Source organism: Ureibacillus sp. FSL W8-0352, assembly GCF_038004345.1.
GTDB classification, from domain to species: domain Bacteria; phylum Bacillota; class Bacilli; order Bacillales_A; family Planococcaceae; genus Ureibacillus; species Ureibacillus thermosphaericus.
The window spans coordinates 552,597-575,516 of the sequence record NZ_JBBOQT010000001.1 but is presented as its reverse complement, the minus strand read 5'-3'; the positions used below and the strand labels follow the sequence as shown (position 1 = coordinate 575,516).

The window sequence follows — 22,920 nt, the reverse complement described above, 5'->3', positions numbered from 1 at the left end:
AAATAAAACAGTGGCTTCTACACTGTTCTTATGAAAATGACTTAACAAGTCTACACCTTTTTAACAATTGATTCAATCATTATTTTTTTCTTTTATTGGCTATATTAGTTATTTAATTTCATTTTTCTTTCTTCTTCTTTTTTTATTTCGTTTCGAATTATCAATAGAGCCGATTGGAATTCTTTTGGATCGATAACTTGCGACTTATATAATTCGCGTATTTCATCTTCCATCATCATCAAATCCCCTAAGCGATCTCCTGTATAAATAAACGATCCATATTGCTTCAATATGTTGCGAATATCGAGTATCGTTTTCATTCAGCTATCTCCTTTCGATTGTTGGCACAATGTATGAGAGCTTTTTCAGTAATAATGAAATCAACTGGAATATCATGAGATTCTTTTGGTAATTGTTCGACAATTTGTAAATGAAAAGCTAGAGATATCTTATGCCCATTATAATTCGTTAAATACCGGTCGTAATAACCGCCTCCATAACCAATTCGATACCCAAGTTGATCAAATACAATCCCTGGTACAATCATTAAATCAATTTCTTCAGGAGATACATAAGTTGTTTTTTCTGGTATAGGTTCTTGCAAATCCATATATACCGTTTCCAGCTGAGAAAAGCTAGTGATATGATAAAAATCCATTGTTCGTGTTTTTGGATTGCATTTTGGAACAGCTACTCGCTTACCAAGTTGCCAACATGCCTTAATTATTTCATAAGTATCCACTTCAGGCTGTCTTGAAATAGTCAACGCAATCGTATGGCATTGTTCTAGGATGGGTTCATTGAATAAGCGCTTTTTTATCATTTCTGAAAGTAAATGATATTGATTATTGGACATTTCGTTTAAAGAGGATTTAATAGTATTTCGCCATTCTTTTTTGTTCATTTCAATCAATCCTTTGCTTATAAGTAAAAAGCCAAAACCGGAATTGGTTTTGGCAAAATCATTACTTCGTTTCACGGTGAAGAGTGACTTTCTTCTCGCGAGAGCAATATTTTTTTAGTTCTAGACGTTCTGGATTGTTACGTTTATTTTTTGTAGAAATATAATTACGTTCTCCACATTCTGTGCAAGCTAATGTAATGTTTACGCGCATTATTAACCCCCCACTCTCTATCATGAATTTATATATAAGCATGATTTATACGACTAAGTCATTATAACATAAATTGAAAAAAAATCTAGCATCATTTATTAATTAAAATCCTTATGTTAAAATAATTCAAAAATGTAAAATTCGGAGGAGCGATTGTGGAACTATCAACGTTACTAATCATCATCGGCATTATTTGTATTATTGCATCTTTTTTCCTAAAAGATACATCAAAAAAATTAGAACGAGATGTTGAAGAATTGTCTCTGCAATTTTATCAAGAAACAAACGGAATTAAAAGAAGATTAAAAGTGATCGAAGAAGAATTATTACTCGAGCCTTCTTTTAAAGTAAAGCCGGCGACAAAACCTATTACAACTAAATCAGAGAATGTACTCAAACAACCGAATAAGCCGGTCAATCAAATTTTAGTTCGACAAGTCATCGAATTAAATAAGCAAGGATACCCAATTAGTGAAATCAGCAAAATGTCAACATTATCTGAAGAACAAGTACTACATATTCTTAATCACGGAGGTCAATCATGAAAAGATCGACTGTTCGTGGGTTTGGCCTTGCTTGTTTAGTCATCGGCATCCTTTATACAGGGATGGATCGTTTCTCTCATACCGAATCAGAGTCAAAGGAAATTGCTAATTACGAAGAAAAAATTGCACAGCTAGAATCCCAATTAAAAGTAGCAAAACAACAATTACAAGAACTTGAAAATCAATCATCTTCCAATTCAACCGAAACGCAAGATGAACCCGAGGTAAATAATGCGCCTTCTGAAACGACTACATCGACACAACAGGAGAATGTAGTAGAAGACATTCTATATATTTATTCCGGCCTAACACCTTATGAAGTTTCAAAAAAATTGGAAGATATGGGCATTATTAAAAATGCGGTTGAAATGGAGCTATTTTTAGCACAACCGGAATATGCCCGCTCAATTCAAAAAGGGCAATTTAAAGTCAATTCCACGATGACTATTGAAGAAATTGCTAATTTAATTACAGGCAAACAAAATTCTTAATTCATCAACCCAAACGGATGGAAGATGATTCTGTTTGGGTTTTATTAATAAAAAACTCTCGAACATATTCAATAAATTGCTTTACTGCTCCACTCATATAACGATTTTTTAAATAGCTTAGTCCAATTTCCCTTTTGCAGTCTTTAGCATCTACTTGTATGATGTGTACATTATATTGGTCAAGCCCTTTAATATGAGGAATTAACGAAACTCCTAAGCCGCTCTCCACAAGTCCGGCAATGGTATGTACTTCTTCCCCTTCAAAAGCAACATTTAATTGAAACCCTTCTCGTTTAAAAATCTCATCAACATATTTCCTCAATGAATTTCCTTTTTTGATAGAAATGAAAGGCTCCTTTGCAAATTCAGCAAGCTTGACTTTTTTCCGATTTTTTAATGGATGTTGTTTCGGAACAATTAAAAATAACTCCTCTTCCCATAATTTTTCCCAATGGACGTCTTTACTAGTTTCAAGAGAAGATACTAAACAAATATCAAGCTCTCCCGTTTCCAATTTTTTCATAATGACACTAGAATTGCTTTGCGTTAATTGAAAACGCATATGAGGAAATCGCTTTTTCGCTTTCATCATTAAGGATGGAATAACTTCTAGTCCCAACGTATGCATAAATCCTAATGAGACTTCACCAACATCAGTTGTCACAAGGTTGGTTAAATCTTCTTTTGCCCGTTCGATTTCTTTTAAAATCAGATTCGTTCTAGGAAGAATTTCCCGTATCGGTTTAATTTGATGGAGCGGCCATTTCGATCGAAAAGTTCAACTCCTAAATACTCTTCCAGCATAGCAATCGATTTGCTGAGGGCAGGCTGGCTAATATGTAAAATTTCTGCTGCTCGCGACATATTTTCATATTTTGCAACAGTTTGAAAATAAATGAGTGCATTGATATCCAATTGATTGTCCCCTTCTCCTTCATATTCTTTATCCAAATTATAGCATGTCCTAAAGATGTCACAATGAAGTGGCATATTTTAAAGATACATCTACTTATAACTCAAAGTTATTAGTGAAATAAAAACTATGAAATTACTATTTTAGAAAATCACCATTATAATTATCGGTAAATTGATTGTTCAAAAAAATGTCAAAATTAAAAGAGGCGAAGAACAGTGTATATCCAAAAAGGAACTCGAGAATTTACATTAACGAATTTAGCATTGTTTGCAGCAGGATTTATTATTTTTGCAAACTTATACATTACGCAACCTTTATTTCCGCAATTTTCTGAAGAATTCCATGTTTCACCTGCTGTAGCCAGTTTATCATTATCAGCTTCTACTGTCGCCCTATCCTTTAGTTTAATTTTATTCGGATCATTATCGGAAGCTTGGGGACGAAAGCGATTAATGACCTTTTCCATCTTTGCAGCATCGTTCATAACTATTGTGCTAGCATTCTCTCCTTCTTTTGAAATTTTATTGTTATTGAGAGTCATACAAGGCATTGTTTTTGCGGGAATTCCTGCCATTGCGATGGCCTATTTAGGAGAAGAAATGGATCCTTCTAGTCTGGGTATTGCAATGGGACTATATATAAGAGCGGAAATACAGTTGGTGGCCTTAGCGGGCGGATTATCATGGGAACGGTAACAGATTTATTTTCGTGGCAAGTAGGAATGCTTTTTCTTGGTATTTTAAGTTTAATTGTGAGCTTCTTTTTCGTATGGGCATTGCCGGCATCTCAACACTTTGAACCAAGACCTTTACAATTAGCTTCCTTGACGAAATCACTATTTTCCCATTTAAAAGATCCAGGTTTAGTCTGCTTGTTCGGAATTGCATTCACATTAATGGGAGGATTTGTCACTTTATATAACTATATTAGTTATAAATTGTTAGAAGAACCTTACAACCTAAGTACAACTATCGTTGGCTGGATTTTTATCGTTTATTTAGTTGGAACTTTTAGCTCTGCTTGGTTTGGTAGTTTATCGGATCGGTTTGGGCGTCAAAAGGTGCTGTTAGTCGGGATTATGATTATGTTATCGGGCGCTTTATTAACACTTCCCGTCAACTTAATAATTAAAATACTTGGGATTGTTGTATTTACTTTCGGCTTTTTCGGATCCCATTCTATTGCAAGTTCTTGGGTAAGCAGCCGTGCAAAAAGCAATAAAGCTCAAGCCTCCTCCCTCTACTTATTCGCCTACTATTTCGGTTCCAGTGTTGGTGGAACAACAGGTGGATTCTTTTGGGCTAGTTTCGGATGGAACGGGGTAATCGCATTCATCAGTTCGTTTATCATTACTTCTCTCCTATTAGCTGTTATACTGAATTTAAGCAGCAGAAGAACTGAGAATTAATAGTGAAAGTGAGGAGCGCTCATGGAATTTTACGATATCGAAGTAACAACTGCTAAGGGAGAAACGTATCCATTAAGCCGCTATAAAGGACAAGTGATGTTAATTGTGAACACTGCATCTAATTGCGGTTTTGCTCCACAATTTGATGAACTAGAAAAAATTTATCAAAAATATAAAGATCGTGGGTTTGTCGTTTTAGGTTTCCCTTCCAATCAATTTAAACAAGAATATGACTCTGCAAAAGATGCGGAAGAAGCATGTCGAATCAATTACGGGGTGACATTCCCAATCCATAAAATTGTAGCAGTGAATGGTGACGATGCGCACCCATTATTTAAATTTTTGACAAGTAACACGAAGGGCGTTCTCGGTTCGAAAGTAAAGTGGAATTTTACGAAATTTTTAGTGGATCGAAATGGTCAAGTAGTCGATCGTTTTGCCCCGATGGATAAACCATCCAAATTTGAGAAAGAGATTGAGAAATACTTATAATAACGCTTTATATTTCTGGAATGGCTATTATAACGTGCAGATTGACCATTATCCTATTGGTATTGACTATTTTTTGCTTGACTTTGGCAATTATCACTTCTTTATATCAGCATGTTCAGCTCATTGACAAATTTGGCCATTTATCCTATTGAGTTTGGCTATTATTTACTAAACTTTGACTATTATCTTTCAATCAATTTTCTTGATAATTGGCTATAACTGTCACAATTTTGACTATTATCCTCCTCAGATTGACTAATATGAATTGAAGTTTGACTAATAACCATCTATTAGGACTATTATCTTCAATAAAATAACAGGCTTTCTAGAACGTTATACATTCTAGAAAGCCTTTTTACTATGCATTCGCTAAAAACGCCTTGACGATATGATTTCCGCTTGGTGTACCGATTGACTCAGGGTGGAATTGTACGCCATAGATAGGTAGCTGTTTATGTTGAATAGCCATAATTTCTCCATCATCTTTTGACGTTGCAATTACCTCAAAGTCTTTACTTAATGTCGTAGGTTCAATGACTAATGAATGATAACGCATCACTTCTACATCATTAAAACACTCTTTGAACAATCCCTTTCGTTCATAGTTTAATAGCGACGTTTTTCCATGCATGATGCGGTTTGCTTGCACAATCTCACCGCCAAATGCGGCACCGATAATTTGATGCCCTAAACAAACACCAAGGATTGGAAACTCCGTGTACAGTTCTTTTACAAGATTGACCGTTTGAGGAATATCATCAGGTCTTCCAGGTCCTGGCGATAATACAATCGCTTCAGGTTGCATATCACGAATTTCGTCAATCGTGATGTCATCGTAGCGAATAACCTTCACTTCTTTTCCGAGCGAGGCAATTTGTTGATATAAATTGTATGTGAATGAATCGTAATGATCAATTAGTAATATCATCGCTCTACCTCCAACAAAGCCTTCATTTTATTCAGTGTCTCTTCATATTCAGATTGCGGAATGGAATCATACACGATTCCTGCCCCAGCTTGCACATATGCTTTTTCATCTTTTACGATCATCGTACGTATCGCAATTGCCAAGTCTAAATTGCCATTAATTGAAATATAACCAATTGCCCCTGCGTAAACCCCTCTTTTTTGTTGTTCCAGTTCATTGATAATTTGCATGGCGCGAATTTTCGGAGCTCCGGAAACCGTTCCAGCAGGCAAGCAACTAGTAATGACATCCACTACATGAACATCATCTCTTTTTTCACCGATTACTTCGGAAACAATATGCATTACATATTTATACTTTTCTATTTTCATATATTTTGAAACATTCACTGTACCGACCTTCGAAACCCGCCCCAAATCGTTTCGACCTAAATCAACGAGCATGCGATGTTCCGCAAGTTCTTTCTCATCACTTAGAAGAAGTTCCTCTAATTTTCGATCTTCTTCCTTTGTTTTTCCACGAGGTTTCGTTCCAGCAATCGGATTCGTCTTAATGAATCCATCGGTGATTTTTACTAAACTTTCTGGGGAAGTACCCAAAATTGTATAATCATCAAACTCTAAATAGAACATGTATGGTGATGGATTCGAAGTACGCAGACTGCGGTATAAAGAAAAAGGATTTCCTTTAAAATCAGACGAAAAACGTTGAGATAATACAACTTGAAAAATGTCACCACATTCAATATAATTTTTTGCTTTTTCTACCATATTAACAAATGTTTCTTGATCAATGGATGGACGAAATTCAACTGTACTTTTTTCTACTTCAATAAGCGTAGTACCATTTTTCAATTGTTCTTCAATCTGATGGATGTATTCATCCATTTCCTCTCTTTTTTTACCTTCTTGGAATAAATCAATGGCCACGATCGATACTTTTTGTAGTAAATGATCGATGACAATAAATCGATTATAAAACAGAAGATGCACATCTGGCATATTCAACTCATCTGGTAAGAGAGGTCCGATTTTTTCAGTATAAAAAGCCGTATCATAACTAAAATAGCCAATTGCCCCTCCAAAGAAGGAAAAAGGAAGTGGTTCATTGGAAATAGGGATTAAATCTCTCAACTTTTGAAAGACCGAACCTTCCCTCTTTTCCTCCTCCCCTTCTTTCCTAAACAAGTAACTCTCTTTATTGCCAATTAATTCTGCAATCGGATCATAGGCAATAAAGGAATATCTTCCACTTTCCTCATGTTTCGCAGCAGATTCAAATAATACTTTATTTTTTCCTGAGACACTAAGGAAAACAGAAATAGGAGTCATCATATCTCCCTGTAAAGTTTTCATTACATAATTTACTGTCATCTCTACCTTCTCCTCTCAACTCAACTAACTAAGCTATCAAAATAAAAAACTCCCCTAAAATTAAAGGACGGGGAGCCGTGGTACCACCTTTATTGACATAAGAAGACTTATGTCCACTCAAAGTTTGTAACGTAAACGAAACGCTAGCACCTACTAAACTTTCAATGCTAGAGCTAGAAAACCCATTCGTATTATGTCTTGCACTAGCTCGCACCAACCGCTAGCTCTCTTAGCCAATCCATAATACTACTCTTTTTCATCATCGCTTCCGTATTTGGTTGAAATAATTTTATTATAAATTTTTTCATTATTCAATAAAAACCCTTTTGAAAAGTTAGAATACAACATTAACGGTTTAAATCTAAGTAAAGTCCTTTTTTAAAATAGAGGATATATTCTGCGATATTCGTTGCCAAATCCGCACAACGCTCAATAAATCGGCATACAAAAGATAAATACGTGATTTGCGAAACACTTTCAGGACTAATGGCAGAAAGTTTCATTAAATGTGCAATCATATTTCCATACATTTCATCGATTTGATCATCCATTTCAGCAATTTCTTTTGCATTTTGGACATTTTCTTCCACAAATGCATTAACGACTTGCCGAAGCATCGATATCGTTTTATAGCACATATCTTCCATTAACTCTACTGACGTAATAAACTGTTTCTCCCCAATGCGAATGGCTTCCTTTGATATGTTCACTGCATAATCTCCAACCCGTTCCATATCTGAAGCAGCTTTTAATAAAACGATAAGACGACGAAGATCTGTTGCAACAATCGGTTGTTGTTTGGTTAGAAGAAGCACTACTTTATTATGAATCTCTTCTTCCATCTTGTTCATTTCCACATCTTCTTCTATTATTCGTTTTGCTAATTCCATATCTTTTTCAATAAATGCTTGAAACGATAATTCAAATTGATGAATACTTTTATCGCACAAAGTTAAAAATGCTTGTTGCACAGATTCCAATTCTTTGTCCAATCTTTCTCGAATACTCACGAACCCATCACTCCTTATTAGCCGAAACGCCCTGAAATATAATCTTCTGTACGCTGATCACGTGGTGTTGAGAATATTCGATCTGTGATGTCAAATTCCACTACTTCTCCATTTAAGAAAAAGGCTGTTTTGTCTGAAATCCGGGCCGCTTGTTGCATATTGTGTGTCACAATAATAATGGAGTAATTCTTTTTTAAGTCCTGAATGAGGTCCTCAACTTTTAATGTAGAAATTGGGTCAAGGGCAGATGTTGGTTCGTCCATTAAAATGACATCTGGTTCAATCGCTAGACACCGTGCAATACAAATACGTTGTTGTTGTCCTCCTGATAAACCATAAGCATTGTGATGAAGACGATCTTTCACTTCATCCCAAATCGCTGCACCTCTCAATGACCTTTCTACAATTTCATCTAATATTTTTTTATTTTTAATGCCATGAATTCTCGGCCCATAAGCGACGTTATCATATATGGATTTCGGGAAAGGGTTTGGTTTTTGAAACACCATCCCAACTTTTGTACGCAATTCTTCTACTGCATAATCAGCAGCAAATATATTGCGACCACGGTATAAAATTTCTCCGCTTATTTTCACTGATGGAACAAGTTCCACCATACGGTTCAACGCTTTAATAAAAGTTGATTTTCCGCATCCTGAAGGCCCGATGATGGCCGTCACTTCATTTTCTTGAACGTTAAATTGAATATCTTTTAACGCATGGTGCTCACCATACCAAAGATTAAAATTGTTCGCATAGAAAACGGATGCTTTACTGTTTGTCTGGAAATTTTCATTCACTTTGAACTGCTTTTCAACAACACGCAAAGGTTTCAATTCATTGTTAATCATTGTTTGTACCACTTTCACCCATCCTTAATATCGTTTTTGGAATTTATTTCGAATCAACACGGCAATCGAATTCATCAGCACAAGGACAATCATCAACACAATAATTCCCGCTGCGGCAACATATTGAAATGCTTCTTGCGGGCGTTTGGCCCAATCGTAAATTTGCATCGGCAAAGCTGTAAATTCACTAAGCAAACCAGTAGGCAAGAAATGGATAATTACAGGAATTCCGATTACAACTAATGGCGCTGTTTCTCCAATTGCACGAGATAAAGCTAAAATGCTTCCCGTCAAGATTCCCGGTATGGCAGATGGCAATACAACTCGAGTAATCGTTTGCCATTTGGTTGCGCCCATACCATATGAAGCTTCCCGCTGTTCTTTTGGTACAGCACGGATTGCTTCTTGTGCAGCTACAATAATGACAGGCAAAATTAATAAACTCATCGTTAATCCAGCAGCTAGAATACTTTTTCCTAAACCAAACATGCGGACAAAAATAGTTAATCCTAATAAACCAAAGACAATTGATGGTACACCAGCTAAGTTGGATATATTTGTTCGAATAAAATCATTAAATCTATTATTCTTTGCATACTCTTCCAAATATATTGCTGTTGCCACCCCAAGTATGATGGAAGTTGGAGCTACAACGAGCATCATACTAATCGAACCAATTAATGCCGCTTTTACTCCAGCTTTTTCAGGAAAACGTGAAGCGAAATTGTTAAAGAAATCCCAATTTATGTATCCCGCTCCTTGAGATATTATTCTTACAATTAATACAACGAGGGTTAACAATGCAAAAGAAGTAGCAAGGAAAAATATCATTTTCCAAATTTTATTTTTTCTTAACCGAGACTGCATACGCTTCATGACGACGGTATCGTCAATGTATTTCGTCATATCAATATTCCTCCCTGAAGCGTTTCGAAATATATTGAGCTACTAAGTTCATCAATAAAGTAAATATAAACAACGTAAATCCAACGGCATACATGGAATAATAGATTGTTGTGCCGTAACCAGCATCACCAGAAGATACTTGTACGATATAGGCTGTCATCGTTTGAATTGAACCTGTAATATTGAAATCAAAAGTTGGAGTTGCACCACCGGCGAGGGAGACAATCATCGTTTCACCGATAGCCCGAGAAATGCCCAATACAATGGATGCAACGATTCCGGATAACGCTGCAGGAAGTACAACTTTTAACGAAACTTCGAGCTTTGTAGCACCCAGTGCGAGAGCTCCTTCTCGAATAGCATTTGGTACAGAATTCATGGCATCTTCCGATAAAGAGATAATGCTAGGTAAAATCATGATACCCACTACGATCCCTGGACTAAGAGCATTAAATAATTTCAGCGAAGGTATCAATGTTTGTAATATCGGTGTGACAAACGTCAGAGCAAAAAAACCATAGACAATGGTCGGTACACCTGCTAATACTTCCAAAATCGGTTTCACAATTTTTCGAGTTCTGTCAGAAGCATATTCACTTAAATAAATTGCTACTGACAAACCTATCGGAACAGCTACACCTATTGCAATCAGCGTCACTTTGAATGTTCCTATTATGAGTGGTAAAACACCAAAAGATGGACTGCCACTTGAAAATGGGTACCATACTGTTCCAAATAAAAACTCAACAATTGATACCCTCTTAAAAAACTCAAAGGTCTCGAAAATTAATGTAAAGACAATGCCTAAAGTAGTAACAACAGAAATCAGTGCTGCTAATAGGAGTAAAATGGGCATTATTTTTTCAATGATTTTTTTGCCCTTTTTATTTCGAGATTTCTCAATCAATTGTTGGATTGATTGCTCTTTCTCAATGCTTTGAGCCATTTCATAATCTCCCTTCTAACCCTGCAAAGTGTGTGGGTGAAAGCCTCCCACACACTAACAATCTAAAGGATTATTTAAATTGTTCTAACGTTTTCAGCCCTTCTCTATACTTATCATCAGGTAAACGTACAAATCCAACAGCTTCAGCCATGTCGCCAGCGTTTTCTAAAGTGAATTTCATAAAATCGTAAAATGATTCATTCTCAGTGATTTTTTTATTGTTTACGAATACAAATAACGGACGAGAGAGCGGCGTGTATTCCCCGTTTTCAATTGTTTCATTTGATGGTTCTATACCGTTCACGCGTACCGCTTTTAATTTATCTTGATTTTCCAAATAGTAAGCATAGCCAAAGAATCCGATCGCGTTTTTATCAGAAGCAACGCCTTGAACAATTACGTTATCATCTTCAGACAATTGAGCTGATCGAACTAAATCTTCACCTTCCAAAATGACTTCGTCGAAATAGTCAAAGGTACCTGAATCTGTTCCCGGTGCATAGTAGACAATTTCTTCATCTGGCCAAGATGGATCAAGATCAGACCATTTTTTCACTTTTCCGTCTTCAATCCAAATTTCTTTTAATTGTTCAATTGTTAAATCCGTAGCCCAATCGTTATCTGAATTAATTACGACAGTGATTCCGTCATAAGCTATTTCAAATTTTGTATATTCAATGCCCGCATCTTTTAAAGCTTGAGCTTCTTCTTCTTTAATTTCTCGTGAAGCATTTGAGAAATCCGTTTCGCCGGCGATGAATTTTTCAAATCCTCCACCAGTTCCAGATACCCCTACAGATACTTGTACATTTGGTTCAACAGCAGCATATTCTTCCACAAGCGCTTCAACAATAGGGGCAACAGTTGAAGAACCATCACCTGTTACAGAGCCTGCTAATTGTGCTTCTCCATTTTCTGCTTGTTGTGGTGTATTTCCAACGTTTGTCCCAGCTTCATTTTTTTCTCCGCCACATGCTCCAAGTAATAATGCAGAACTTACCATTGCAGTCATCGTTAAGAACTTCCACTTTTTCATCTGAAATTTCCTCCATCGTTTAATAGTTTAATTCTCACTACATTTCCCACTATAAAATTCATATATTGATCTTGTTTAAAGGAATTGTTAAGAGATTGTAAATTTGCACTACTTTTGGATGCAGAAAACGTTAAGATTGCAATTTAAAAGAAAAAGGAATTTTTACTAAAAACAGAACAAAAAAACAAAACATCATTCTCTGTTAGAAAATGATGTTTCCAAATCGAAAATAAAAAGAGGCGTCCAAAAATGGATGCCTCATCATATTTAAGTTCGTTTATTATTATAATTTAACAACGTTAGCAGCTTGAGGTCCGCGGTTACCTTCAACCACATCGAATTCCACTTTTTGACCTTCATCAAGAGTTTTGAAACCTTCACCTTGAATAGCTGAGAAGTGTACGAATACGTCGTTTTCGCCTTCAACTTCGATGAATCCAAAACCTTTTTCTGAGTTAAACCATTTTACTGTACCTTGTTTCATTAAAAAAACCTCCAAAAAAATAAAAATATTTTTACAATATGGAATTGTTTTTATTACCAGAATAAAAAAATTCACATATTACGAAGAGTACCGACAAAAACACCGATCACTCTTTGTAATATGTGAATCACTTGTTTCCGGCCTTACAATTCAATTGTATTTATATTATACCACCATATTACAAAATGTCAAACGATTTTTTACAGATTTGAAATCGTTCTCGAATGGATCGGGATATATTTTGTTACTATTATTGATTATATTCAAGTTGTTGCACAATTATACCATGAAAAATTTGTAATTCATCATCACAAGCTTCACAATAAGTTTTTTCATCTTCCGACCAAAAGGCAAAATACTTTCCTTCCCTGCTCTCCTCATGATCATAATTATTTCTAAACACATTAAGAGTTTCTTTAATTGCAACTTCAAATTGTTCTTTCGTATCAAAAACTTCTTCTGACACAATATGTGATTCCCAACCTTCAAATTGCCACCAAGGTTCAAAATCTGCCATCATATAAATAATTTTATACACGTTGAAAAACCCCATTCTAAAATATCTATAACTTGGTAATTTTTGAATCGAAAGGAAGGACTTAAGTATGTTTTTAACATTTTAACCAAGAGTTCATTTAAACGAATTATTAGAACGTGGAACTGATATAGAAGCATCAGGACGTTTTTTAAAACCTTACAATATGATCATTTTACAAAAAAGATCAGCAAAATTTACAAGGATTATTTAAAAAAATTGTAAACTCCAATCCAACAATGAGCAATATTTTTCACCGCTATTTAAAAGAAATTTCAACAAAAGGCGAAAATCCTATTCCAGAAGAAAAAATTGAAAAATATTTGCAACAATTTTTTCTTACTGAACGAAATGATGAGTATGTACAAAATGCGATAAAATTTTTTCACTTATTCAGAATACATAATTTTGACACTGGAAAATTAATCGTATTATTTAATCAATTCTCTTTTTACATTAGTACTCACATTTTACATAGCTTTGGTATGAAACCTCATAAGGCATTGGAATATTTGCGCTCATTAAACGCTGCAATGAATGTAGAGCAAGAATTATTGGTAGAAGTATTAACAGAAGGAATGATTGAAAATGTCATTACAGAAATTTTTTCGCTAATTGAATCGAATACGAAAATCATCTACATGAAAGATTTAATTCAACGCGTTGATCAACAAACAACGGAAATTCAAAATTCCACCGCAGCAATCGAACAAGTTTCCGCTTCGATTGGAGAAGTTGCCCGTGCTTCATCGAAAATTTCTGAGAAAACGACGGATACAGTAAGTAATGTTATCGACGGAAAAAATACAATTGAAAAAGCGTTAAATGATATTTTTCAAACGGATGATACGTTCCAACAAATTGTTCAGTCATTCCATCAATTACAAAACTATGTGAACGAAATTGATAATATCGTCACAATTATAAACGAAATTGCAGACCAAACAAATTTACTGGCACTTAACGCTTCTATTGAGGCAGCTCGTGCTGGTGAACATGGGAAAGGTTTCTCTGTTGTGGCACAAGAAGTACGAAAATGAGCTGAAGGAACAGTGAACACATTAAATGAAGTATCATAAAATGTCGTTGCATTAAACAATATTCAAATATGGTTTCCGATTCCATTCTAGATGCATCACAAAAGATTAAAGAAGTTACTTCAGAAGCAAAACAGTCGTTACCTTTATTAAACTCAATTGTACATGCAATTGAAAGTATTTAACATGATGTTGTGAGCACTGCTTCCATTACTGAAGAACAAGCTGCTGCCGTTGATGAAATTACTAAACGTATGTCTGAAATGGCCAATCTTCAAGAACAAATTCATAGCTTAGGTAACCAAACGTCTGAAAGCATATTTGCACTAAGTAAAGAAATGATGCGTTTCCGAAATGACATTATCCATAATAACCCTGTTCATTTAACCAGTACCGCCCTTTTACAATTATCAAAAACTGATCATCTATTATGGAAATGGCGGGTATATAACATGATTTTAGGAAGAATTATCATCAGACGAAGTTCCCTCCCACCAAGATTGCCGTTTAGGAAAATGGTATTATATAAATGACACCCAAGCTAAATTTAAACATGTAGAATCTTTCAAAGAATTAGAGCACATTCATAAACAAGTTCATATTGCGGCAAAAATGCAATTTTGGAATTAAAGTAGCGGAAAACGACATCAAGCGGAAATCCATTTGCAAGAAATCGAAAAAGCTTCTGAAAAAGTCATTCACTATTTAAATGATTTAATTCATATGTTGAAAACTCACGGCTGAACGAAAATTTAATTGATTGTAGGTGGAGTGATGGCAAAGAGGGCGCACATTATGATCAATATTGCTGGAAAAAGATTTAGCAACCGATTTTTCATTCAACAGAAGGCGTTAGAATTAGGATTAAATGGGAATTTTCGTATAAATGAAAACAATCAGCTTGAAATCGATGTGGAAGGGAAAAATCAATCTATTGATGAATTCTTGCATTTTATTAAGAAAGATGAAAATCTAAAATCAAGTTTGTCAATTGTAATTTTTGATGATATACAAGGATATGACAAATTGAATTTTGAATTGCTGTAATTTGGACGTTTTTTAAACGTCCAAATTTTTGTATTTCCCCCATTCCTTCTCTTTAAAAATATGTGAAAAAAGTAGTATCATTTAAATAGAGAAATGATAAATTCAAATAAGTTTTTTGAAACTTTTATTCCTCGCCGAACGTATTTATACTAAGAACACGAGGAGGTACGCATATGCTGGGGGTAAGCAACTTCATCATACGACATTTACTCAATTTTTTCTTTAGTTTTACAGTTTTTATCATATTTGTTGTTCAATTAAATATCAGTTTTCTGAATGGATTAATCATACCAATTGCATCCATTCTAACTTATATAGTTAGTAACTATATCATTAAAACTGTTCAAAAATATAAAAAGACGAAAGCTCTCGGCTTTACCCGTTCAGAATATAATCATATTGAATCCCAATTAAAACAAGCAAAAAGCCACATAAATTTATTAACACAGCAATATATTCGAGTGCGTTCCATTCGTTCTTTTAAATTGCTAAATGAAATGACAAAGTTGTCTAGAAGAATAGTCAATATCGTTCAAACAAATCCGCAAAAATTTTACACAGTTGAAGATTTCTTCTATTCTCACCTGCCTTCAGCTGTGCAATTGAGCAAACATTACGCAACGTTAGTACAACAGCAAATCAAAGATGCAGATGTGCATATCGCTCTTGAAGAGGCTCGAAAAGCGATGAAAAAATTACAAAGTTCGATGGAAGATGACTTAAAAGCTGCTCTTGCATCTGATTTAGAAAATTTAAAATTGGAGTTGGATTATGTCAAACTCGAGCATGAAAAGAAACAAAAGCAAATAGAATTTGGGAGGGAAAATCAATGATAGAGAAAAAGAGCTCAGAAGGTTTTGAACTGTTCTCAAACGAGAGCTCTTTTTCTATTGTGGAGAGTAAAGTATTCCCTACCCTTACTGAAGAAGAGCAGTCAAAAGCATTATATTTAGCAAGCGAGCTAGATAGTACTTGCTATGAAGCCATTGTTCGTTTTGGTGAAGAAGTTCAAAAATCCCTAAAACATTTTACCCATCAATTATTAGTTCAAGTGCAAAGAAACGATACTTCACCAATTCGAGAGATTTTATCGACCTTAATTGAACAGTTGGATTCAATGAATCTCGATCAATTCAACATTCAAGATAAAGGATTTTTAAGAAAACTATTTAAACGAAAAACTTCCATTCAACAAATCGTTTCCCAATACAATCGCTTAAGTAAGCAAATCGACCGTCTAACGATTCATTTAAAACGTGCTCAAGAGAATTTATTGACGGATCACAATATGTTAAATAAGTTATATGAAAAAAATGAAGAATATTTTCAAGAAATCAATTTGTACATTGCTGCTTTGGAAATGAAAAGACTTGACCTTCAAAAGCAGTTGCAAATGGTGGAAACGGATTATAACGATATGGACAACCCCATGATGAGGCAAAAGTTACTCGATATGAAAAATGCGGCGGAATGGCTAGATCGAAGAATGTATGATTTACAAATATCGCGGGAAATAGCTATTCAAACTGCTCCCCAAATTCGCATGATTCAATCAACCAATGAAATGCTCATTGAAAAAATTCAGTCATCTATATTATCAACAATCCCTTTATGGCAATCTCAAATTTCCATGCTCGTCAACCTCAATCGCCAACATCGTGCAAATGCGACAAGTCATCATTTAATGAATACTTCAGAGAAGTTAGCGATGAAAAGCGCTGAAATGACGAGCATTACCGAAAGTCATGTAGAACTGAATCATTTAAAAGAAACGCAAATACAGCTTATCGAATCAATCGAAGAAACATTGCAAATTCAAGCCGACCGGAACGAAAAACAACAATTGATTGAACAAACCATCCATGAAATAGATGGCAAGTAAAATAGCACGAGTGATACAAAACACTCGTGCTTATTATTTATTCGAAGTACTCCTTATAATACCCGCCTACTTTTCCAGTATTATCAACTATAAAAATAAATTCTTCTGTTTCATTTTTCACTTCATATTCTTTCCCAACAGTTAACACGTTAGATACTAAATATTTTTTTGCATTTGTATTCACACATTTTACTGTACGAATAGTAGGTGCGTCCTTCCATTTTAAGTGTAGCATCATCATACCCTCTCTCTTCATTAAACTATCGTTACAATTATATCATTGAATTGCCAGGTAAATACATGAAAGTTTTCAAAATCGTCTCTCATAAACTTCTTGTCCAGTTAACACATTTCATTTTAACAAATACTGAAGGATTTTGTCGTCCATTAGGTAATTTCGATTTACTTAATTTATCGTATGCTTATTTATGATTCTTTATTTGTTTTAAATCTGTTGCAGTAGAATTTTAGATAAATCCTTTCTTGAGCACTAACTACTTTTCTTCCTTTCCCTTTTAAAAAATATTCGCCAACTATCACCAGTAAGCCTTATTGAAACTTTTCCAAACATAAGTACAGTTGTCACGGTACATTTCTGTGCAATTTACATATAATAATGATAACGTTATTTACCATTCTGGCTGATAAATTTATTGTTATTTGCAAAGACTATCAAGTAAACCATCCCTGTGATTTCTCAACATACGCTGATGAAATAGGTGATCGTGATGTTAAACTACTTAGATGTTGGGAAAGGTGAAGAAATAGTCTTTATTCATGGATTAGGTAACCGCATACAAGCTTGGGCTCCCCAATTGGAACTAACTACACAATATCGATTAATTATCATCGAATTAAGAGGACATGGTGACTCTCCAGAAAAAGAAAATATCAATGTCGAATTTTTTGCAAAAGACATAATTGAAGTATTAGATTATTTAAATATCGAAAAAGCACATTTTGTTGGTCTATCACTCGGTGGAATCGTTGCACTAGAAATATGTAAGCGTTTTAAAAAGCGTGTAAAATCACTCATTTTATGTAATACGACTTACTATATTCCTACTTTGCTTGGGAATATTACTCTTGAAAAAACAAAACGATTTTTAAAAAAATCGTCACTCGAACAACTGAATGAACGGCTCATCAAAAAATGTTTATACAATCCTGAAGAACAAAAGGTTTATGAATTAGCAAAGAATGCTTTTCACATTCGAAAAGATACGTATTTACAATCGGTTCAATCAGCTTTTGGAAGAAACTATTTTTATGATTTATTGACCATTAATGTGCCAACACTGATCATTGGTTCTCTAGAAGATAAAGTAGTACCTATTCAAAATGCCTATTTAATGCATTACATGATTAAGTCTTCCAATTTAATTATTTTTGAAAATACAGGACATTTGTCGAATATCGAACGACCAGAACTATTCAATTTAGCCATTGCTCAACATATCAAACAATTTCAAAATAAAGTAAGTTAAAAGGGCGCGTCTGACAAGTCATTTCAAGACGCCTCCTTTGCGGCTGTCGCACATGCTTTCGCCGCAGATAAATTGCGGCTGTCGCTAGCGCTTTCGCCGCAGATAAATTGCGGCTGTCGCACATGCTCAACCTCAGATAAATTGCGACGAGGAGGCGCGTTTGATGTGACTACCGCAGGAGCAAAGTTTTCAAGAGAATATTAGTATTAAGAAATAAGGCTGTTCAGAAAGTGATTGACTTTTCTAGACAGCCCCGTTCCATCTTATTTATTTAATGTTCGTCTTAAGAACTCTTTTGTTCTTTCGTGTATTGGGTTGACTAGTACTTGTTCAGGAGGCCCTTCTTCAACGATGACCCCTTTATCCATAAACACGACACGATCTGAAACTTCTTTTGCAAATTCCATTTCATGGGTAACAATTAACATTGTATTTCCGGCCTTCGCAAGGTCTCGCATAACCTTTAATACTTCCCCTACCATTTCTGGGTCAAGGGCAGAAGTCGGTTCATCAAATAGCATCACGTCTGGATCCATTGCTAAAGCTCTTGCAATGGCAACCCTCTGTTTTTGTCCACCTGAAAGTTGTCGAGGTCGCGCATTCTTATAGCGATCCATTCCAACAATCGTTAAATATTTCATCGCATTGTTTATGGCTTCCTCTTTTGAACGTTTCAATACTTTTACTTGTCCGACTATACAATTCCCTAATACATCCAAGTTATTAAATAAGTTAAACTGCTGGAATACCATACCTAAGTGCGTACGATATTTTTCTTTATTGTAACCTTCCGTTAAAATATTTTCTCCATTAAAAATAATCTCACCGCCTGTAGGAGTTTCCAGCAAGTTAATGCAACGCAATAATGTGGATTTTCCTGATCCTGAAGCTCCAATTAACGTTACAACTTCCCCTTTTCTTACTTGGAAATTGACATCTTTCAATACTTCATGATTGCCGAATGTTTTATTTAAATGTTTGATATCAATGACCACTGTCATAGCATTACTCACCATCCTTTATCGGCTTGTTTCCTGTCACAAGCTCCACTCGGTACGAATCAGGTCCATCCATTTTCTTCTCAAACCAAAGAAGAATACGAGTTACAGTGAATGTCATAATGAAGTACAATACACAGGCAATTAAGAATGCTTCTGCATAACGATATGTACTACCCGCAACAGAGTTCGTTGTAAAGAATAATTCAACTACACTAATGACACTTAGTACAGAAGAGTCCTTTATATTCATAACGAGCTGGTTACCAGTCGCTGGTAAAATATTGCGAGCTACTTGAGGAAGGATAATGTAGAACATTGTTTGAAAATGATTCATACCAATCGCTTCACTGGCCTCGTATTGTCCTTTATCGATTGAAACAATTCCACCACGCACATACTCTGCCATATAAGCACCTGTATTTAAGCTGATAACAATTAAACCAGCAACAAAGCGATTTAATTGAATATCAATGGCATAGAGTCCGTAGAACACAACCATCGCTTGTACCATCATTGGAGTGCCACGGAATAGTTCAACATAGCAAGTTAGTATAAAATTAATAGTTTTTAATACATATGTTTTAAAGGATTTTTTTTGCAATGGAATCGTGTGCATAACCCCGATGAAAAATCCGATAATCGCACCAAAAATCGTACCTAATATCGCAAGAATTAATGCAATCCATGCTCCTCGCAAAAACAAATCCCAGTTATTCTGAAAAATATTCCAAACTGTTTCTAAGAAAGACATAAAGAAATCCCCTTATTGTTTTTTGTTCGCACTTAGAAGAATTAAAGTTAAGGACAGTAAATAACTTTACAGGGAAGGAAAATGGAAAAAGGTTGTCTTATAGAGAATCTCAAGACAACCTTTCACCACACTATTGTTGTGATGGTTGATTTTTAATAGCTTCTTCCATGATTTGATGACGTTCATCTTCCGTAATACCAGCTAAAATCTCGTTAATTTTATCTTTTAAGTCCGAACCTTTTTTCAAGCCAACAGCGATTGCTGTATCAGATTCATCAGCCTCAAATCCGTCTTCTGGAACAATGTAAGTAAATCCTTCAATTGCTGCCTCAGCAGACATCCCTTCTGGACGTTCTGAAATATAAGCATCAATTGCACCAGAAGATAATTGGATTCGCATTTGGCCAAAATCTGTAGCTGGTACTTGTTTATTAACGCCAGTCATTTGATCGATTACTTTGTAGTGAGTAGTACCTTGTTGTGCTGTTACTTTAGCCCCTTCAAAATCATGAATCGATTTTGCATTTGCATATGGACCATCTTTTTTCACAACAATTACGAAATCACTCGTATAATAGTTGTCTGTAAAATCGATTACTTCCATGCGTTCAGGAGTAGGTGACATACCCGCAATAACTGCATCAATTGCACCTGATTGTAATGATGGAATTAAACCATCCCAGTCAGTTTTTACAATTTGAAGCTCCATCCCTAATCCTTCAGCAATACGTTTTGCGATTTGAACATCGTAACCGTTTGCAAACTCTTTAGAATCTGCAGTAGGAACTGCTCCATTTGAGTCATCTTTTTGAGACCAGTTAAATGGTGCATAAGCAGCTTCCATACCTACTCTTAATACACTTTTTGACTCGGATGAGGATTCTGAATCTTTTTGCGATTCTCCACCTGTTGATTCTTTGTTTCCTGAACCACATGCTGCAAGAACGAGAACCGTCATCATGGTTATGAAAAGTAGCAATAATTTCTTTCTCATCTTAATTCCCCCTGTCTCTGTTTCGCTTAGCTTCACAAATAAAAAGCGACCTAAGAAGAACTTAAGGTCGCATCAATTTGTTAGACTAATACCTCTAGTTCCACTTTGGAATAGCACACCTTACATATAAACATGTAAGACAGTGTTACAGTTATTCACTGTAACCCCAGCATAGTTATCTGAGCAAATAACTACACTTCGGCGATATTTCCTTCTTTCCCACTTCTTCACTCGCTCAAGCTCCATGAGAAACTAATAAATACCGCGCCTCTACCCTACCAAGTGAGGCTAGAATATTCAATTGTTAAGAGAAGCATAACCTAAATGGTGTTTACTTGTCAATAACAAATAGGAAAAGTTTAATAGTACCAAATATACTCCCCAAAAAGAATTGGGGAGTATATTTTACATTTTCTTATGAATTTAGAAGTAAATCTTCAGGATTTTCGATTAATTCTTTAACTGTTTTTAAGAATCCAACTGAATCTTTACCATCAATGATTCGATGATCGTATGAAAGTGCCACATACATCATTGGACGAATTTCAACTTGTCCGTTTACAGCTACTGGACGGTTTACAATTGAGTGCATACCAAGGATACCAGCTTGCGTACCATTGATAATTGGTGTTGAAGCTAATGAACCAAAGATACCGCCGTTTGTAATTGTAAATGTTCCGCCTTGTAAATCAGAAATTGCTAATTTCTTTTCACGTGCTTTTTGAGCAAGTTCAGCAATTTCTCTTTCAATTTCAGCGAAGTTTTTGCGATCTGCATCACGTACAACTGGAACTACTAAACCTTCTTCTGTAGATACCGCAATACCGATATCATAAATGTTAAATTTATGAATTTCATCGCCAACAATTTGTGCATTTACATAAGGATATTTTTTCAATGCAGCAACTACTGCTTTTGTGAAGAATGACATGAATCCAAGTTTTATACCATTCTCATTCACAAATTGTTCTTGTTTGCGTTTGCGAAGTTCCATCACGTTTGTCATGTCAATCTCGTTGAATGTTGTTAACATTGCCGTATTTTGTTTAACTTCAAGAAGACGTTTTGCAATTGTTTGACGTCGACGGCTCATTCTTTCAACTGTAACGCGAGATTCATCTACAGTTACAGCAGGTGCTACAGGTTGTGCTGCTTGCACTGGTTGTGCTGGTTTTGCAGCATGGGCAGCAACATCTTGTACACGAACTCGGCCTTGTGGATCTACTGGTGAAATAGCTGCTAAATCAATGCCTTTTTCACGAGCAAGTTTACGTGCAGCTGGAGAAGCTACTACGCGCTCATTAGATGTTTCCTCAACAACCGGTGCAGCTTGTGCTGGTTGTGCTTGAGGAGCTTGTGGTTGTTCCTCTTTAACCGCTTCTTTTTCAGGTTCTGCTTGAGGTGCTGGAGTAGGTTCAGCTCCACCTTCAACAGGCTCAACGATCGCAATTGTTTGGCCAACTAATACTGTATCGCCTTCTTCAGCTAAAATTTGAGTTAATACTCCTGCTTCTTCAGAAATAATTTCTGCATTTACTTTATCTGTTTCTAATTCAACGATGAATTCGCCTTTCTCAACGCGATCTCCAACTTTTTTCACCCATTGTGCAATTGTACCTTCCGTAATCGATTCTGCTAATTCAGGGACTTTAATTTCAGCCACTTTTATATCCTCCTTTAATTCT

General features: G+C 35.3%; 28 protein-coding genes, 2 pseudogenes, 1 riboswitch and 1 other annotated feature. Of the genes and pseudogenes, 11 read left to right on the top strand and 19 right to left on the bottom strand.

The features are described 5' to 3' along the window. Window positions 1-104 precede the first annotated feature (104 nt). The 3 genes from NST98_RS02930 to rpmG all read right to left on the bottom strand — a co-directional run bounded on the left by NST98_RS02930 (window position 105) and on the right by rpmG (window position 1,115). Entirely contained in the window at window positions 105-320 is a 216-nt protein-coding gene (locus NST98_RS02930) for a YqgQ family protein (RefSeq protein ID WP_016839241.1), read from the bottom strand. Then, window positions 317-904, bottom strand: a complete 588-nt coding sequence (locus tag NST98_RS02925) for a 5-formyltetrahydrofolate cyclo-ligase (protein WP_340714395.1) — start codon at window positions 902-904, stop codon at window positions 317-319. Before NST98_RS02925 ends, NST98_RS02930 begins: the two co-directional genes overlap by 4 nt. Before the next feature lie 61 nt (window positions 905-965). Further along, window positions 966-1,115 (bottom strand): 50S ribosomal protein L33, encoded by a 150-nt coding sequence (gene rpmG, locus NST98_RS02920; protein WP_016839239.1) that lies wholly within the window; start codon window positions 1,113-1,115, stop codon window positions 966-968. A 155-nt stretch (window positions 1,116-1,270) separates the two neighbouring features. Between rpmG and NST98_RS02915 the strand changes: the two genes are divergently transcribed. Continuing rightward, window positions 1,271-1,660 (top strand): hypothetical protein, encoded by a 390-nt coding sequence (locus tag NST98_RS02915; RefSeq protein WP_340714394.1) that lies wholly within the window; start codon window positions 1,271-1,273, stop codon window positions 1,658-1,660. Continuing rightward, window positions 1,657-2,151 carry a hypothetical protein gene (locus NST98_RS02910; RefSeq protein ID WP_340714393.1) on the top strand — a complete coding sequence of 165 codons (495 nt, stop codon included), beginning with the start codon at window positions 1,657-1,659 and terminating at the stop codon, window positions 2,149-2,151. Before NST98_RS02915 ends, NST98_RS02910 begins: the two co-directional genes overlap by 4 nt. A 4-nt stretch (window positions 2,152-2,155) precedes the next feature. On the opposite strand, the gene NST98_RS02905 is transcribed toward NST98_RS02910, so the two are convergent. Both NST98_RS02905 and NST98_RS02900 read right to left on the bottom strand, forming a co-directional pair. Next, a complete protein-coding gene (locus NST98_RS02905) occupies window positions 2,156-2,815 on the bottom strand; it encodes a LysR substrate-binding domain-containing protein (RefSeq protein ID WP_340714392.1) in 660 nt (219 codons plus the stop codon). A 44-nt stretch (window positions 2,816-2,859) separates the two neighbouring features. Continuing rightward, window positions 2,860-3,102: a LysR family transcriptional regulator gene (locus tag NST98_RS02900; protein ID WP_340714391.1), complete on the bottom strand. Its 243-nt coding sequence runs from the start codon at window positions 3,100-3,102 to the stop codon at window positions 2,860-2,862. A gap of 180 nt (window positions 3,103-3,282) precedes the next feature. Between NST98_RS02900 and NST98_RS02895 the strand changes: the two are divergent. Both NST98_RS02895 and NST98_RS02890 read left to right on the top strand, forming a co-directional pair. Further along, window positions 3,283-4,475: pseudogene (locus NST98_RS02895) on the top strand (MFS transporter). Between the two features lie 21 nt (window positions 4,476-4,496). Then, the gene (locus tag NST98_RS02890; RefSeq protein WP_340714390.1) at window positions 4,497-4,967 is read left to right on the top strand and encodes a glutathione peroxidase; all 471 of its coding nucleotides are present in this window, start codon (window positions 4,497-4,499) and stop codon (window positions 4,965-4,967) included. A gap of 358 nt (window positions 4,968-5,325) precedes the next feature. Here NST98_RS02890 and NST98_RS02885 read toward each other — a convergent pair whose 3' ends face one another. The 9 genes from NST98_RS02885 to NST98_RS02845 all read right to left on the bottom strand — a co-directional run bounded on the left by NST98_RS02885 (window position 5,326) and on the right by NST98_RS02845 (window position 13,039). Continuing rightward, entirely contained in the window at window positions 5,326-5,895 is a 570-nt protein-coding gene (locus NST98_RS02885; RefSeq protein ID WP_016839233.1) for an anthranilate synthase component II, read from the bottom strand. Continuing rightward, complete coding sequence (gene trpE / locus NST98_RS02880; protein WP_340714389.1) at window positions 5,892-7,268, bottom strand: anthranilate synthase component I; 1,377 nt, start codon at window positions 7,266-7,268, stop codon at window positions 5,892-5,894. Before trpE ends, NST98_RS02885 begins: the two co-directional genes overlap by 4 nt. A 60-nt stretch (window positions 7,269-7,328) precedes the next feature. Then, window positions 7,329-7,540: a binding site (T-box leader), on the bottom strand. Between the two features lie 75 nt (window positions 7,541-7,615). Further along, window positions 7,616-8,278 carry a phosphate signaling complex protein PhoU gene (gene phoU / locus NST98_RS02875; protein ID WP_340714388.1) on the bottom strand — a complete coding sequence of 221 codons (663 nt, stop codon included), beginning with the start codon at window positions 8,276-8,278 and terminating at the stop codon, window positions 7,616-7,618. Window positions 8,279-8,295: 17 nt separating this feature from the next. Then, the gene (gene pstB, locus NST98_RS02870; RefSeq protein ID WP_016839229.1) at window positions 8,296-9,141 is read right to left on the bottom strand and encodes a phosphate ABC transporter ATP-binding protein PstB; all 846 of its coding nucleotides are present in this window, start codon (window positions 9,139-9,141) and stop codon (window positions 8,296-8,298) included. A 12-nt stretch (window positions 9,142-9,153) separates the two neighbouring features. Further along, window positions 9,154-10,035, bottom strand: coding sequence for a phosphate ABC transporter permease PstA (pstA, locus tag NST98_RS02865; protein ID WP_340714387.1), 882 nt, complete (start codon window positions 10,033-10,035; stop codon window positions 9,154-9,156). Between the two features lies 1 nt (window position 10,036). Next, the gene (gene pstC / locus NST98_RS02860; RefSeq protein WP_340714386.1) at window positions 10,037-10,981 is read right to left on the bottom strand and encodes a phosphate ABC transporter permease subunit PstC; all 945 of its coding nucleotides are present in this window, start codon (window positions 10,979-10,981) and stop codon (window positions 10,037-10,039) included. A 70-nt stretch (window positions 10,982-11,051) separates the two neighbouring features. Further along, a complete protein-coding gene (locus tag NST98_RS02855; protein WP_340714385.1) occupies window positions 11,052-12,017 on the bottom strand; it encodes a PstS family phosphate ABC transporter substrate-binding protein in 966 nt (321 codons plus the stop codon). A gap of 283 nt (window positions 12,018-12,300) precedes the next feature. Beyond that, window positions 12,301-12,501, bottom strand: coding sequence for a cold-shock protein (locus NST98_RS02850; protein ID WP_340714384.1), 201 nt, complete (start codon window positions 12,499-12,501; stop codon window positions 12,301-12,303). 250 nt (window positions 12,502-12,751) lie between these two features. Continuing rightward, on the bottom strand, window positions 12,752-13,039 hold the full coding sequence (locus NST98_RS02845; protein WP_340714383.1) for a DUF1033 family protein: 288 nt from the start codon (window positions 13,037-13,039) through the stop codon (window positions 12,752-12,754). Between the two features lie 236 nt (window positions 13,040-13,275). Here NST98_RS02845 and NST98_RS02840 point away from each other — a divergent pair. From NST98_RS02840 to NST98_RS02815, 6 genes and pseudogenes are all read left to right on the top strand, one after another. Beyond that, a pseudogene (locus NST98_RS02840) lies at window positions 13,276-14,073 on the top strand (methyl-accepting chemotaxis protein); the annotation flags it as partial. 194 nt (window positions 14,074-14,267) lie between these two features. Then, window positions 14,268-14,606, top strand: a complete 339-nt coding sequence (locus NST98_RS02835; RefSeq protein ID WP_340714381.1) for a hypothetical protein — start codon at window positions 14,268-14,270, stop codon at window positions 14,604-14,606. Then, on the top strand, window positions 14,599-14,703 hold the full coding sequence (locus tag NST98_RS02830) for a hypothetical protein (RefSeq protein ID WP_340715651.1): 105 nt from the start codon (window positions 14,599-14,601) through the stop codon (window positions 14,701-14,703). Before NST98_RS02835 ends, NST98_RS02830 begins: the two co-directional genes overlap by 8 nt. Before the next feature lie 165 nt (window positions 14,704-14,868). Further along, window positions 14,869-15,120 (top strand): acylphosphatase, encoded by a 252-nt coding sequence (locus NST98_RS02825; protein ID WP_340714380.1) that lies wholly within the window; start codon window positions 14,869-14,871, stop codon window positions 15,118-15,120. A gap of 173 nt (window positions 15,121-15,293) precedes the next feature. Beyond that, window positions 15,294-15,953, top strand: a complete 660-nt coding sequence (locus NST98_RS02820) for a 5-bromo-4-chloroindolyl phosphate hydrolysis family protein (RefSeq protein ID WP_340714379.1) — start codon at window positions 15,294-15,296, stop codon at window positions 15,951-15,953. Further along, entirely contained in the window at window positions 15,950-17,002 is a 1,053-nt protein-coding gene (locus NST98_RS02815; RefSeq protein ID WP_340714378.1) for a toxic anion resistance protein, read from the top strand. The genes NST98_RS02820 and NST98_RS02815 overlap by 4 nt, the downstream gene beginning before the upstream one ends. Window positions 17,003-17,039: 37 nt before the next feature. Here NST98_RS02815 and NST98_RS02810 read toward each other — a convergent pair whose 3' ends face one another. Continuing rightward, a complete protein-coding gene (locus NST98_RS02810; RefSeq protein WP_016839213.1) occupies window positions 17,040-17,237 on the bottom strand; it encodes a DUF6501 family protein in 198 nt (65 codons plus the stop codon). A 493-nt stretch (window positions 17,238-17,730) separates the two neighbouring features. On the opposite strand from NST98_RS02810, the gene NST98_RS02805 reads away from it, so the two are divergent. After that, the gene (locus NST98_RS02805; RefSeq protein WP_340714377.1) at window positions 17,731-18,489 is read left to right on the top strand and encodes an alpha/beta fold hydrolase; all 759 of its coding nucleotides are present in this window, start codon (window positions 17,731-17,733) and stop codon (window positions 18,487-18,489) included. Between the two features lie 263 nt (window positions 18,490-18,752). On the opposite strand, the gene NST98_RS02800 is transcribed toward NST98_RS02805, so the two are convergent. From NST98_RS02800 to odhB, 4 genes are all read right to left on the bottom strand, one after another. Further along, the gene (locus tag NST98_RS02800) at window positions 18,753-19,490 is read right to left on the bottom strand and encodes an amino acid ABC transporter ATP-binding protein (RefSeq protein WP_016839211.1); all 738 of its coding nucleotides are present in this window, start codon (window positions 19,488-19,490) and stop codon (window positions 18,753-18,755) included. A 4-nt stretch (window positions 19,491-19,494) separates the two neighbouring features. Next, window positions 19,495-20,241 carry an amino acid ABC transporter permease gene (locus NST98_RS02795; protein WP_340714376.1) on the bottom strand — a complete coding sequence of 249 codons (747 nt, stop codon included), beginning with the start codon at window positions 20,239-20,241 and terminating at the stop codon, window positions 19,495-19,497. Window positions 20,242-20,371: 130 nt separating this feature from the next. Further along, on the bottom strand, window positions 20,372-21,235 hold the full coding sequence (locus tag NST98_RS02790; RefSeq protein ID WP_340714375.1) for a transporter substrate-binding domain-containing protein: 864 nt from the start codon (window positions 21,233-21,235) through the stop codon (window positions 20,372-20,374). A 103-nt stretch (window positions 21,236-21,338) separates the two neighbouring features. Continuing rightward, window positions 21,339-21,516: riboswitch (Lysine riboswitch) on the bottom strand. 134 nt (window positions 21,517-21,650) lie between these two features. Beyond that, window positions 21,651-22,898 carry a 2-oxoglutarate dehydrogenase complex dihydrolipoyllysine-residue succinyltransferase gene (odhB, locus tag NST98_RS02785; protein ID WP_340714374.1) on the bottom strand — a complete coding sequence of 416 codons (1,248 nt, stop codon included), beginning with the start codon at window positions 22,896-22,898 and terminating at the stop codon, window positions 21,651-21,653. Window positions 22,899-22,920: the final 22 nt, after the last annotated feature.

Bases quoted from the DNA above. Each gene is read 5' to 3' on its own strand.
- NST98_RS02930 (WP_016839241.1), bottom strand. From the start codon at position 320: ATGAAAACGATACTCGATATTCGCAACATATTGAAGCAATATGGATCG.
- NST98_RS02925 (WP_340714395.1), bottom strand. From the start codon at position 904: ATGAACAAAAAAGAATGGCGAAATACTATTAAATCCTCTTTAAACGAA.
- rpmG (WP_016839239.1), bottom strand. From the start codon at position 1,115: ATGCGCGTAAACATTACATTAGCTTGCACAGAATGTGGAGAACGTAAT.
- NST98_RS02910 (WP_340714393.1), top strand. From the start codon at position 1,657: ATGAAAAGATCGACTGTTCGTGGGTTTGGCCTTGCTTGTTTAGTCATC.
- NST98_RS02890 (WP_340714390.1), top strand. From the start codon at position 4,497: ATGGAATTTTACGATATCGAAGTAACAACTGCTAAGGGAGAAACGTAT.
- NST98_RS02885 (WP_016839233.1), bottom strand. From the start codon at position 5,895: ATGATATTACTAATTGATCATTACGATTCATTCACATACAATTTATAT.
- trpE (WP_340714389.1), bottom strand. From the start codon at position 7,268: ATGACAGTAAATTATGTAATGAAAACTTTACAGGGAGATATGATGACT.
- pstA (WP_340714387.1), bottom strand. From the start codon at position 10,035: ATGACGAAATACATTGACGATACCGTCGTCATGAAGCGTATGCAGTCT.
- pstC (WP_340714386.1), bottom strand. From the start codon at position 10,981: ATGGCTCAAAGCATTGAGAAAGAGCAATCAATCCAACAATTGATTGAG.
- NST98_RS02855 (WP_340714385.1), bottom strand. From the start codon at position 12,017: ATGAAAAAGTGGAAGTTCTTAACGATGACTGCAATGGTAAGTTCTGCA.
- NST98_RS02850 (WP_340714384.1), bottom strand. From the start codon at position 12,501: ATGAAACAAGGTACAGTAAAATGGTTTAACTCAGAAAAAGGTTTTGGA.
- NST98_RS02825 (WP_340714380.1), top strand. From the start codon at position 14,869: ATGATCAATATTGCTGGAAAAAGATTTAGCAACCGATTTTTCATTCAA.
- NST98_RS02820 (WP_340714379.1), top strand. From the start codon at position 15,294: ATGCTGGGGGTAAGCAACTTCATCATACGACATTTACTCAATTTTTTC.
- NST98_RS02815 (WP_340714378.1), top strand. From the start codon at position 15,950: ATGATAGAGAAAAAGAGCTCAGAAGGTTTTGAACTGTTCTCAAACGAG.
- NST98_RS02810 (WP_016839213.1), bottom strand. From the start codon at position 17,237: ATGCTACACTTAAAATGGAAGGACGCACCTACTATTCGTACAGTAAAA.
- NST98_RS02805 (WP_340714377.1), top strand. From the start codon at position 17,731: ATGTTAAACTACTTAGATGTTGGGAAAGGTGAAGAAATAGTCTTTATT.
- NST98_RS02800 (WP_016839211.1), bottom strand. From the start codon at position 19,490: ATGACAGTGGTCATTGATATCAAACATTTAAATAAAACATTCGGCAAT.
- NST98_RS02795 (WP_340714376.1), bottom strand. From the start codon at position 20,241: ATGTCTTTCTTAGAAACAGTTTGGAATATTTTTCAGAATAACTGGGAT.
- NST98_RS02790 (WP_340714375.1), bottom strand. From the start codon at position 21,235: ATGAGAAAGAAATTATTGCTACTTTTCATAACCATGATGACGGTTCTC.